General features: G+C 62.8%; 8 protein-coding genes and 1 pseudogene. 1 reads left to right on the top strand and 8 read right to left on the bottom strand.

The features are described from left to right. Positions 1-474: 474 nt before the first annotated feature. The gene (gene xopAG, locus NX05_RS23105; protein ID WP_207895306.1) at positions 475-2,028 is read left to right on the top strand and encodes a XopAG/AvrGf1 family type III secretion system effector; all 1,554 of its coding nucleotides are present in this window, start codon (positions 475-477) and stop codon (positions 2,026-2,028) included. A 177-nt stretch (positions 2,029-2,205) separates the two neighbouring features. On the opposite strand, the pseudogene NX05_RS24265 reads toward xopAG, so the two are convergent. From NX05_RS24265 to flhA, 8 genes and pseudogenes are all read right to left on the bottom strand, one after another. After that, a pseudogene (locus NX05_RS24265) lies at positions 2,206-2,574 on the bottom strand (integrase core domain-containing protein); the annotation flags it as partial. Between the two features lie 159 nt (positions 2,575-2,733). Beyond that, positions 2,734-4,392, bottom strand: a complete 1,659-nt coding sequence (locus NX05_RS18200) for a chemotaxis protein CheA (protein ID WP_039432434.1) — start codon at positions 4,390-4,392, stop codon at positions 2,734-2,736. Positions 4,393-4,394: 2 nt separating this feature from the next. Beyond that, complete coding sequence (locus tag NX05_RS18195; protein ID WP_010374309.1) at positions 4,395-5,021, bottom strand: protein phosphatase CheZ; 627 nt, start codon at positions 5,019-5,021, stop codon at positions 4,395-4,397. After that, positions 5,021-5,413 carry a chemotaxis response regulator CheY gene (gene cheY, locus NX05_RS18190; protein WP_002813536.1) on the bottom strand — a complete coding sequence of 131 codons (393 nt, stop codon included), beginning with the start codon at positions 5,411-5,413 and terminating at the stop codon, positions 5,021-5,023. The genes NX05_RS18195 and cheY overlap by 1 nt, the downstream gene beginning before the upstream one ends. A 34-nt stretch (positions 5,414-5,447) precedes the next feature. Next, positions 5,448-6,215, bottom strand: coding sequence for an RNA polymerase sigma factor FliA (locus NX05_RS18185; RefSeq protein WP_010374297.1), 768 nt, complete (start codon positions 6,213-6,215; stop codon positions 5,448-5,450). Further along, on the bottom strand, positions 6,212-7,096 hold the full coding sequence (locus NX05_RS18180; protein WP_039432429.1) for a MinD/ParA family protein: 885 nt from the start codon (positions 7,094-7,096) through the stop codon (positions 6,212-6,214). The genes NX05_RS18185 and NX05_RS18180 overlap by 4 nt, the downstream gene beginning before the upstream one ends. Continuing rightward, entirely contained in the window at positions 7,083-8,768 is a 1,686-nt protein-coding gene (flhF, locus tag NX05_RS18175; RefSeq protein ID WP_039432427.1) for a flagellar biosynthesis GTPase FlhF, read from the bottom strand. Before flhF ends, NX05_RS18180 begins: the two co-directional genes overlap by 14 nt. 799 nt (positions 8,769-9,567) lie before the next feature. Further along, positions 9,568-11,640 (bottom strand): flagellar biosynthesis protein FlhA, encoded by a 2,073-nt coding sequence (flhA, locus tag NX05_RS18170; RefSeq protein ID WP_172645705.1) that lies wholly within the window; start codon positions 11,638-11,640, stop codon positions 9,568-9,570. Positions 11,641-11,652 lie beyond the last annotated feature (12 nt).

The following is an 11,652-nucleotide window of genomic DNA, read 5'->3' as shown; positions in this document are numbered from 1 at the left end:
AACACCTCACGCCGCGTCCGCTTGCGCTTGCCGTTGTACTCCGCATCGCCGAAGGTCAGTTGCATCGTCGTTGTCCGTTGCGTCTGTGTGATTGTCGCAGGATCAAGGGGAGTTGTTCAGAGTTTCCTTAGATCAGGCAGCCAGGATCGCAGCCGGTGCAATGCAAAAAGGCAATTGATCAGCCGATTGGCGAAAGGTCGGGAATCTCCCACGTCAATGCTTCGTCGTCCCAAACATGCCTTCGGTGAGGCGATGCGAATCAGAGTGTTCCGCGCCAAACTACTTCTACACCCTACACGGGCGGCAAGCTGCCTGTCGACACGCTCCTTCATCAGTTGAGGCTTGCCAGATATGGGTATAACTAAGTGATAAGTAATAAGTGATAATTTCCAGATGTTTGGCTAAATTTATATTCTTGTACTAATTCACGCCGATACTCCTATTCATATTAATTCAAAGATTGAGGTGCTAGTGATGCGTGTGGCTAAAAAAAATGTGGAACCCGTTGTGTCACTGCTAGTGAATCAGTCCAGCAAAAGTGCCACCACTTCGGCCCAAACGATAGGTGGAGCGAATGGTTCAAATGAAATCTTCTCAGGACTGGCATCTTTTCCAAAGAATGCAAATCGCACATCATCCAGCAGGAACAATCCGCGAGGATTGGCAGGTATTGCAAAGACTGCCATGAAATATATTGCAGGAGCTGCCGGTGCTGCTTATGTCTACGACAACACCGCCAATCGATTCTTTCTTTCGACAACGTCGCTGCATGATGGTAAGCAAGGATTTACCAGTGACGCTCGCCTGCAGGAAGCGGAGAAAAAGGCAGAGGCTAATTATGCCGAATATCATGCGCATGGATGCCCTGAAAACGCCGAGGTGGCGCGCACTTCATTATGGCCAAAGCTTGTTGGAGAAAATTCTTTCGTCACGATGTTGGATTTTCGCTCGGCTACCAAGGTTCACACGAAGGAATTAATCAAAACCAAGGAAGCTCGTGATTCTATTGCGCTGAATATATCATGCATTCTTGGTGAACGCATAAAGCCCGCCCTACTCACCAAGTATGGAGTCGTTCAAACTCCCGTTGATTTCGATATAACCAAGGAGGGTGATTTTGAAGTTAAAAACAAATATTCGCTTTCAGGCGTTCCAAACCACGACAGCGGCTCCTACGGTTATGCATCACGATCTATTTCCAACCCTTTTATTGAGAAGGGCGAAAAACATCACGCCCAAGCAATCACCAGTGACCGGGCTTTGACACCCAAAGCATGCATCGTCGGATTGCAGCCACTGCTGGAAAATTCCGAATCACTTACCTCGGAAGCCCAGTTCCGGGCCGGCCAGGCACTGCTGATTCTTAGGCCATTGTACTGCAGCCCGAAAACCTGGGGTGATGCTCACAAGGTACTGATGCCATTTCTCGAGGAAAAAGGCTTAGCTTCCTCCCGTGAAAATAAGCGTCTTGGTGAAACTAGGCCATTTAATCGCAATGACATGGAAAAAGGAGTTGCCCGGCGTAATACAAGCGTCGCTGGGCCGCTTCTCCATGAGCTTAACATGGCGATACACAAATCGATTTATAAAAAAGACGAAGACTCGATGAACGATCTTAGGTCTAAAAAATTAAGAGAGATGAAGTATATACCAATTTCTCATTTTAAAGTGAGTGATGATTGCTCCGGTTTCGAGGATTCTTCCGGCTTGGCTGATTCGTTTACCGGATACAACGTGTCGGCGTATATTAATCATGCGCGCCTATTAAGTGGCGAAGATAGACTTTCTAAGCAAGACGTTGTTGCCATAGTTGGATGCCTGAACGCCGTTTACGACAACGCCAGTAGCGAGCGTCACACACTCAGAGAAATTGCGCATGGGTGTTTTGTCGGAGCTGGCTACACAGTGGAGGACGCTGAAGCTTTTTACAAAGACGTATGCAAGAATTCCGCGCGGGAGTTTTATGGCGGAGAAGCGCTTAGAGCGGCCAAGAGCAACTTAAGGAGTGATACGCCCAGGGTTCCGTAGACACTCAAGACCCTCGTTGCGCGTAGCGCCGTTCGAACTCTAAAGGTGACAGGTCGCCGGTTGAACCGGTGCATGTCCCGCTAGTTGTGGCTGTCTCACGCGGCTATTTGAGTTTGTGTCGCAGCTGCCACGGCGCTCTTCCTCCAGATTCAAGGCAATCGCGCCGGTCCGCTTTCAGTTTCGGGTCGGCCCGCTCCAGCACGATGGATGCGCCTGGCGGCGTGCTGATACAGCGCATTGCGTGCCTGGAAGAGGGCCACGTCCTGGACGGCATGCCGTTGCGCGGGGCTGACGTACCCGGTGCCGCTATGGCGATGGTGGTGGTTGTACCACTGCACGAAGGCCGCCGCCCATTGGCGCACCGCCTCCAGGTCGGCAAAGCCTGTGTTCGGGAACTCGGGACGATAGATACTTGGCCGTGCGAAACAACGATTCGACGAACGCATTGTCATCGCTCACCCGTGGGCGCGAGGACGAGGGCTCGATGCCCAGCCAGTGCAGCATCGCCATCACCGCGGTGGCCTCGAACGAAGCACCGTTGTCCCCGGTCGTCGCCAAACCATCGCGCCCATGCCTGCGCGCGTAGTGGCGCAGATCGGCAGCGAGGCTGGTAGTGAAACGACAGCGGCCGCAGTACGCGGCCGTTGTCGTTAGATCAGGCAGCCAGGATCGTCTTGCCGATTCCCAAATCCCGATTCCCGAAAATCAATGATCGCTGGAGCGCAATCCATCCACATCCAGAATCAGCGCCATGCGGCCGTCGCCGATCAGGGTGGCGCCGGCGTAGCCGGGTAGGCCGCGCAGGGCGCGTGGCAGTGGTTTGATCACCACTTCCTCGCGGCCGCGGACTTGGTCCACCACCAGGCCGAAGCGGGTTTCGCCGGCCTGCAGCAGCACCACGGTCAGTAGCGGCGGTTGTTCGGCCGGTACGCCCAGCCAGCGGCGCAGGTCGATCAGCGGCAAGGTATGCGAGCGGCGGTCGAGCACCGCGCGGCCGTCGAACCAGCCCAGCGAGGTCTGCGGTGCGTGCAGCACTTCGACCACGCGGGCCAGCGGCAGTGCGTAAACCGCTTCGCCGGCCTGCACCAGCAGGGTCGGCAAGATCGCCAGGGTCAGCGGCACGCGGATCATGAAGCGGCTGCCGCGGCCCAGTTCGGACTGGATCTGGATCTGCCCGCTGAGTTCGCGGATGCGCGACTGCACCACGTCCATGCCGACGCCGCGGCCGGAGATGTCGGTGACTTCCACCTTGGTCGAAAAGCCCGGCATGAAAATGAGGTGCAAGCACTCGTCGGTGCTCAGGCGGGCGGCGGCTTCGGCGTCGATCAAGCCCTTGTTGCGTGCGATTTCGCGCAGGCGTTCCGGGTCGATGCCAGCGCCGTCGTCCTGAATTTCGATGCTGACGTAATCGCCTTCCTGCTGCGCCGACAGGCGCACATGGCCGCTACGCGGTTTGCCGGTGGCTTCGCGCAGGGCCGGCGATTCGATGCCGTGGTCGATGGCGTTGCGCACCAAGTGCACCAACGGGTCGGCCAGCGCTTCGACCAGGTTGCGGTCCAGTTCTGTTTCGGCGCCGATCAGTTCCAGTTCCACTTCCTTGGACAAGGTGCGCGCCACATCGCGGGCGACCTTGGGGAAGCGGGCGAACACTTTGCTCACCGGTTGCATGCGGGTGCGCATGACCGCGGTCTGCAAGCGTGCGGTGGCGATGTCCAGCGTGCTGACCGCGCGGTCGAGTTCTTCGTCGCGCAGGCGGGTACGCAAGGTCTTCAAACGGTTGCGCGAAAGCACCAGTTCGCCGATCAAGTTGACGATTGCGTCCAGGCGCTTGGTGTCCACGCGCACGGTCTGTTCGGCTTCAGCGCCGCTCTTGGCCGCGGCCTTGCCGGCCGCCTTGGGGGCGGGCGCATGCGCGTCTTCGCCATGGGCGGCAGCCACCGGCTTGGCAGCCGTTGCCTGCGGTGCGGCCTTGACCGCTGGCGGGCCACTTTTGGCATCGAACTGTGCAATCAAACTGGCCGGCGCGTGCGGCACGGTCTCGCCGGAGCCCATGGCATCCAGCATGGCCTGCAGATAATCCAGCGACTGCTGCGCGGCATCGAAGTGATGCGCCTGCAGCACCGCCTGGCCGGAGCGCGCCATGCCGAGGGTTTCTTCAGCGGCGTGGCACAGCTCCACCATGGGCTTGATCGCCAGAAAGCCGGCGCCGCCCTTGAGCGTGTGGAAGCCGCGGAACACCGCGTTGAGCTGGTCGGCTTCTTCTGGCGCCTGTTCCAGCGACACCAGCTGTTCGCCGAGGCGATCCAGGATTTCCTGGGCCTCGACGATGAAATCGGCAGCAATATCGTCTGGAACAGCACTCATGGTTACAGCCCCAATCCGGACAGCAGGTCGTCGGCGTCGTCTTGCGACACCGCATGACGGTCCAGGCCCTTGACTGCAGGACCGGCAAGACCGCCGTCGTCTTTCTTCGGCTCGGTGCTCTTCGGCGGCAGGCCGAGCGCACCGAAGCCCTCATGCACGCGCCGCACGATGCCGGCCACGCGACGGATGATCTGCCCGCTCAGATCCTGGTAGCTCTGCGCCAGCGAGAGTTCGGTCAGGTTATGGCGCATCTTTTCCAACAACGCGCCTTGGTCCTGGTTCAGACCGCCGTCGCGCAACTGGTTGGCCAGTTCGCGGCATTCTTCGACCAGATCCAGCGTGCGATGGCTGGCCTTTTCGGTCATTTCCACCACGTGGTCCAGGCGCGAACAGGCATCGTCCAGCTCGCCGGCTTCTTCAGGCACGGTGGGCAGTTCGCCCAGTGCCTGGCCGAGTTCGCGTGCGAGCCGGCTCAGGCCCTGCATCATCGGACGCGTACGCAGAGCGGCGAGGTGATCGACCTCGCGCTTCCACGCTGCTTCGTCACCGCTTTCCAGTGCGTCGAGCGCGCCTTGCAGGCGGTCGATCAACGCGGCGCGTTCGGCATTGGTTTCCACGGTGGCGTTCATCAGGCGGTGGCCGCCAGACGTTCGAACACCTTGCCCAGCTTTTCTTCCAGCGTCTGCGCAGTGAACGGCTTGATGATGTAGCCATTCACGCCGCACTGCGCGGCCTCGATGATCTGCTCGCGCTTGGCTTCGGCAGTCACCATCATCACCGGCAGGTGCTTGAGCTTGGCATCGGCGCGGATGTTGCGCAGCAGGTCGATGCCGGTCATGCCGGGCATGTTCCAGTCGGTGACCACGAAATCGAACGGGCCAGCACGCAATGCCGCCAGGGCGCTGTTGCCGTCTTCGGCCTCTGCGGTATTGGTGAAGCCGAGATCGCCCAACAGATTCTTGACGATACGTCGCATCGTCGAGAAGTCGTCCACGATCAGGATCCGCATGTTCTTGTTCACATCAAGCTCCTAACACGAAAAATACGCGAAAAAATTATTCGTCAATTTCGACACCGGCGTCGGCCAGCTCGAAGACTTTGAGGCGGCCCCGCAAACGCACCACTGCCTGGCCGTGGATCTGGCAGACGCGCGATTCGCTGACACCGAGCACGGCGCCGATTTCTTTCAGATTCAATTCTTGTTCGTAGTACAGCGACAGCACCAGCTGCTCGCGCTCGGGCAATTGGCCGATGGCCTTGCCCAGTTCGCGGCCGAATTCGCCACGCTCCATCATCTGCTGCGGGTTGGGGCCACCCTTGGCGGTGGTGTCCAGCTCGCCGTGATCTTCGATGCGCGATTCCAGGCTCAGCACCTGGCCACGTGCGGCATCTTCCATCAGACGCAGATAATCGGGCAGCGGCATTTCCATCGCGGCGGCCACTTCGGTGGCGGCGGCGGCGCGGCCGGTGTTCTGTTCGATCTTGCGCACGGCAGCAGCCGCATCGCGGGCGCGGCGATGCACCGAGCGCGGCACCCAGTCGCCACGACGAATTTCGTCGATCATCGAGCCGCGGATACGGATCGAGGCGTAGGTTTCGAACGAAGCGCCCTGTTCGGAGTCGTAACTGCGCGAGGCTTCGATCAGGCCGATCATGCCGGCCTGGATCAGGTCGTCCACTTCCACGCTGGCCGGCAGACGTGCCGCCAGATGGTGGGCGATGCGGCGAACCAGGTCGGCGTGCTGGGTCACCACGTCGTTGGCGTTGTTGCGCTGCACGGCGCGATACTGCGCGCTGGCCGTGGTGGCGGTAGCGGTGCTCATGCGGCGACTCCCCGTTGAATGATGCGTTCGACAAAGAACTCGACGTTGCCGCCCGGCACGGTGGGAGCCTGCCAGCGCGAGGTACGGCGTGCGATTTCTGCGATGGCCTGCGCCGACGGACTGGCGGGGTAGGCTTTGATGACGGGTTGCTGACGTTGCACCGACAGGCGCAACCAGTCGTCCTGCGGCACGTGGCCGAGGTAGTTCAGCGACACATCGCCGAGGAACTTTTCGCACACGCGCGAGAGCTTGTCGTACAGCAGGCGACCTTCGTTGGGGTCGCGCACCATGTTGGCGATGATCTGCAGACGGTCCACGCCGCGTTCGCGGGAGAGCACCTTGATCAGCGCGTAGGCATCGGTGATCGATGCCGGTTCGTCGCAGACCACCACCACGGTGTCCTGGGCGGCCTGACAGAAGGTCAGCACGCTGTCGGTGATGCCGGCGGCGGTGTCGATGACCATCACGTCCAGGTCGCGTTCCAGTTCGGAGAACACATTGACCAGGCCGATGTGCTGGGCCGGGGCCAGTTCGGCCATGTGGCGGCGACCGGACGCAGCCGGTACCACCAGCACGCCGCCGGGGCCTTCGATGATCACTTCATCAAGTGTGCAACGCCCGGCAATCAGGTCGGCCAGGGTGTACTTGGGCGAGAGTCCCAAGACCACATCCAGGTTGGCCAGGCCGAGGTCGGCGTCCAGCAGCAGCGTGCGTTTGCCCATGTCGGCAAGCGCCACGGCCAGGTTGGCGGAGATGTTGGTTTTACCCACGCCACCCTTGCCACCGGTCACGGCAATGGTGCGCACCGGGCCCAAAGGCTCGGGACGGGTCGCCGACAGGGGGAAGGCGTTGGTCAGCTTGGCGTATTCACGCGACTGCATGGTTGTGCTCCGGAGTACAGGGCTTATCGGCAGCGCGCCGCAAATCTTCAAGACGAAGAACGAGACTGGCGGCATTGGCGCGGTGCAGGTCGTCAGGGACCCGCTGTCCGTCAGTCACCCAGGTGATGGGCATTTGGTGGTCGACCACCACCGACAAGGCGCTGCCGAAGCGGCCGGTCTCGTCGAGTTTGGTCAGCACCACGCCTTGAGGTTTGGCGTGGGCGAAGCGGCGTACGACCTCGTCGAGGTCGGAAAAATGGGCGTTGGCAGGCAGCACCAGCAGCGAGGTGACCTGCTGGGCGGCGCGTAGCCAGTTCAGCTGGGCAGCCAGGGCGCGGTCGCGCTGGCCCATGCCGGCGGTGTCGATCAGCACCAGCTTGTAGTCGCGCAGGCGCTCGAGCAGTTCCAGCAGGCTTTCGGCGCTGTCGGCTTCGTGCACCGCGATGCCGAGCTGACGGCCGTAGCTGTGCAGCTGCTCGCGGCCGCCGACACGCTGGGTGTCGGTGGTGACCAGTGCCACGTCGCGCGGGGCGTGCTGGGCAGCGAAGCGCTGGGCCAGCTTGGCAATGGTGGTGGTCTTGCCGGCGCCGGTCGGACCGACCAGGGCGATCACGCCGCCACGTTCCAGCGGGTCGACCGGGGCTACCGGCAGACGCTTGGACAGCAAGCCCAGCATCAGGCCGCGGCCACGGTGCAATTCGGTATCGGCCGGGATCTGCAGGGCCACGTCGCGGATCAGACCGGCGTCGAAACCGTAGTCGTCCATCAGCTCCAGAGCTTGGGCACGCACCGGTGAGCCGCGCAGGCGCTCGTCGGTGAGGCGGTTCATTTCGCGCTCGATCATCTGACGCATCAGCGCCAGTTCGCCGCGCAGCTGCTTGAGTTCTTCATCGTTCTGCGGTGCCGGGGCGGCGGCAACCGGCACCGCGGCCAGGGCGACCGGGGCTGTCACGATCGGCGGCAGTGCGGCCGGCGGCAGGATCTGCGGCAGAGCGTCATCCAGATCGAAGTCGGCTTCGTCGTCGCGCTCGTCTTCGTTGTGGCCATAACCGGCATGCACGGCAAGCGCAGCGGCCATGACCGGGCTGGCAGCCTGCGCCGGGGCGGCCTGCACGGCCGGGCGCTGCACCGGAGCGGTGGTCAAAAAGTCGGCGAACAATTGTTCCGGGACGGCCGACAGCGCATGTTCCTGGCGCGGTGCGGTGGTGACGGCAACCGCGTGGGCCAGTGCCTGGGCGGCCGGCGAGGGGATGGAAGCGGTGCGCACCGGGGCGGCGGCCGGCGTCTGGCGCGGCACGTTGACCGGCTGACGCAGCGCCATCGCGGCGATCATGTCTTCAGCGGCGCTGGCAATGCCCTTGCGCTGGCTCACGTTGGCATCGGCAGCCGGCTTGAGCGGCGCATGCACCGGTGCGGCGGGCTTGGCCGGGGCTTGCGCGGCAGGCGCCTGCTGGATCGGGGCTGGCTCTTGATGTGCGGCGGCCGGCGTCTCGGAGCGCGCGGTTTCCAGGGCGCGCTGCACGAGTTCTTCGTCGTAGTTGCTGGCAGCGACGATCTCGATGCCTTCAGCGGTACGGCGGTTGGACAGGATCACTGCGTCCGGGCCGTGTTCTTCACGCACCATGCGGAAAGCGGTGCGCATGTCCGGGGCAACGAAGCGTTTGATTTTCATGCGAAGTGCCTCCAGGAACGGGACCCGCCGGACGCCGGACGGGTGCACGATGAATGTGGGTGTGTTGCCAGCGTCATGAGTTGCCTGTCCCGGTCGTTGTTCCAAGTCTTGCGTTCGCTCCGGAGCGGTGCTGCTGCTGCGGTGTCGGCAGAGCTAATGCATGCGGTGTGCCAAAACGCGCCGTGCTGGGTTTCCGGCGCCGGAAGAGGGCGGGTCGCGACAGCGGCGACGCAATGCGTACGGCTCGGCTGGTGGTTCAAGTCACTGGATTGACTGGCTTTTTCCCAGGATATTGAAACGCTGGCGGCAGCGTGCGGGCAGATTTGGCGGGCGAGCCGGTCTTACCCGTATGGCACCTGCAGCCCTCAGGCATGGCCAGCGCCATGCAATCGATTGGAGCGCCAGACCAGTGGCGGCTTTCCGACGCCGGCTGTGGTGGTCGATTGCCGTCCGGTCGCCGGTCCTGGCGGCGTGACGCCTGCCAGGTACCGGCGTGTCGTAGAAGCGCACCCGGGCGCGACGGGTTTTACCGGCAAAGCCCGGTCGCGCCCAGGTGCGCTTCTGCGGTGTGCACCAGTCGACGGACACCTTACAGCATCTCTGGGATGGCTTGGTCATGCCAACATCTCGGCTCATGGCAGGCGAGGGGATGACCCTCGGCGGCCACGCGTCGCTGGATTACCAGCATGTCGTAGGAGCGCGCTTGGGTACGATAGGCCTTGCTGGTAAAACCCGACGCGCCCGGGTGCGCTTCTAAAGTGTGTGTTGCTTGACGGACACGTTTGGACGTCTGCGGGAATCAACTAATCGTACCGACCAGCTTCAAACGCTTGTCTTCCGGCACTTCGCTATACGCCAGCACCGACAGGCTGGGCACGCTGTGGCGGACCAGACGGGCCAGCGCGGCGCGGACCTGGGCGGGCACCAGCACCACCGCCGGTTCGTTACGGGCTTCCTGTTTGCCCACGCATTCGGCCAGGCTCTGGTGCAGGCGTTCGGCCAGGCCAGGCTCCAGCGCCACGCCATTGCCTTGGGTGGATTCCTGCAGCACGCGTTCCAGCTGCGGGGCCAGGGTGAACACCGGCAGCTCGGCCGACATGCCGGCGATTTCCTGCACGATGAAGCGGCCCAGCGAGGTGCGCACAGCGGCGGTAAGAGCGGCCGGGTCCTGGCTGTGCGGGGCGTGCTCGACCAGCGCTTCGACGATCTTGCGCAGCTGGCGCACCGGGATCTTTTCGATCAGCAGGTTCTGCAGCACGCGCACCACCACAGATAGCGGCAGCGCCTTCGGGGTAAGGTCTTCGACCATCTTCGGCGCGGTCTTGGCCAGGGTGGCCAGCAACTGCTGCACTTCCTCGTGGCCGAGCAGTTCTGGGGCGTGTTCGCGGATCAGGTGCGACAGATGGGTGGCGACCACGGTGGCCGGGTCGACCACGGTGTAGCCCATCGATTCGGCATAGGCGCGCTGATGCGGCTGGATCCAGGTGGCGTCCAGGCCGAATGCCGGGTCCTTGCCGGGGATGCCGTCGAGCTGGCCGAGCGCGCCGCCCGGGTCCAGCGCCAGTTCGCGGTCGGAATAGATTTCTGCGGTGGCCACCGGCACGCCGTGCACCAGCAAGCGGTAGGCGTTGGCCGACAGTTCCAGGTTGTCGCGGATGTGTACCGGCGGCACCAGGAAGCCGATGTCCTGGGTGAGCTTGCGGCGCACGCCCTTGATGCGCGCCATCAGCTCGCCGCCCTGGTTCTTGTCCACCAGCGGGATCAGCCGGTAGCCCACTTCCAGGCCCAGCGGGTCGATCGGGCGCAGCTCGTCCCAGCTCAGTTCAGCGCTGGCCTGGGCGGCAGTGGCGGCCGCGGCGGCCTTCGGGTCGGTCGCGGGATCGCCGGTTGGGGCAACCACCAGGCTGCGCTTGTACATTTTCCAGGCGATCACGCCCAGGATCAGGCCGAGCGTCAAAAACGCGACGTTCGGCATGCCCGGCACCAGGCCGACCAGGCCTAGGATGGCCGCCGCCACTGCCAGTGCGCGGTGCTGGCCGAACACCTGGCTGATCATGGCGCCGCGCATGTCCTGCGCACGCGAGGCGCGGGTCACCAGCAAGGCGACCGACGATGACACCAGCAAGGCCGGCAGCTGCGCTACCAAGCCGTCGCCGATCGACAGCAGGGTGTAGGTGGATGCGGCATCCATGAAGCTCATGCCGTGCTGGAGCATGCCCACCGCCATGCCGCCGATGAGGTTGATGAACAGAATCATGATCGCGGCGATGGCGTCGCCGCGGATGAACTTGTTGGCACCGTCCATCGCGCCGTAGAAGTCGGCTTCTTCGCGCACTTCTTCGCGGCGGGCCTTGGCTTCCTCACGCGTCAGCAAACCGGCGTTGAGGTCGGCGTCGATCGCCATCTGCTTGCCGGGCATGGCGTCCAGGATGAAGCGCGCGGTCACTTCCGACACGCGCCCGGCGCCCTTGGTGATGACCACGAAGTTGATGATGGTCAGGATTGCGAACACCACGATACCGACGGCGTAATTGCCGCCGATCACGAACTGGCCGAAAGCCTCGATCACCTTACCGGCTGCGGCGTGGCCGTCCTGGCCGTTGATCAGGATCACGCGGCTGGAGGCGACGTTGAGCGCCAGGCGCAGCATCGTGGTCATCAACAGCACGATCGGGAAAATGGTGAATTCCAGCGGGCGTTGCACGTACACCACCGCCAGCAGCACCATCAGCGAGATGGCGATGTTGAAGGTGAACAACGCATCCAGCACCGGTGCGGCCAGCGGCACCATCAGCATGGCGAGCATGGCCATCAAGGCCAGCGGGGCGCCCAGGCCGTTGCGCAGCAACTCCATGACGCGGCGGGCATTCATCGGGGCGGGGCG

The organism is Xanthomonas vasicola, assembly GCF_000772705.2.
In the GTDB taxonomy this organism is placed as follows: Bacteria; Pseudomonadota; Gammaproteobacteria; order Xanthomonadales; family Xanthomonadaceae; genus Xanthomonas; species Xanthomonas vasicola.
This window is presented reverse-complemented; position numbering and strand designations above follow the sequence as displayed.

What these genes read in the sequence shown, in the direction of transcription:
- xopAG (WP_207895306.1), top strand. Translation starts at nt 475, where the DNA reads ATGCGTGTGGCTAAAAAAAATGTGGAACCCGTTGTGTCACTGCTAGTG.
- NX05_RS18200 (WP_039432434.1), bottom strand. Translation starts at nt 4,392, where the DNA reads ATGAGTGCTGTTCCAGACGATATTGCTGCCGATTTCATCGTCGAGGCC.
- NX05_RS18195 (WP_010374309.1), bottom strand. Translation starts at nt 5,021, where the DNA reads ATGAACGCCACCGTGGAAACCAATGCCGAACGCGCCGCGTTGATCGAC.
- NX05_RS18185 (WP_010374297.1), bottom strand. Translation starts at nt 6,215, where the DNA reads ATGAGCACCGCTACCGCCACCACGGCCAGCGCGCAGTATCGCGCCGTG.
- NX05_RS18180 (WP_039432429.1), bottom strand. Translation starts at nt 7,096, where the DNA reads ATGCAGTCGCGTGAATACGCCAAGCTGACCAACGCCTTCCCCCTGTCG.
- flhF (WP_039432427.1), bottom strand. Translation starts at nt 8,768, where the DNA reads ATGAAAATCAAACGCTTCGTTGCCCCGGACATGCGCACCGCTTTCCGC.
- flhA (WP_172645705.1), bottom strand. Translation starts at nt 11,640, where the DNA reads ATGAATGCCCGCCGCGTCATGGAGTTGCTGCGCAACGGCCTGGGCGCC.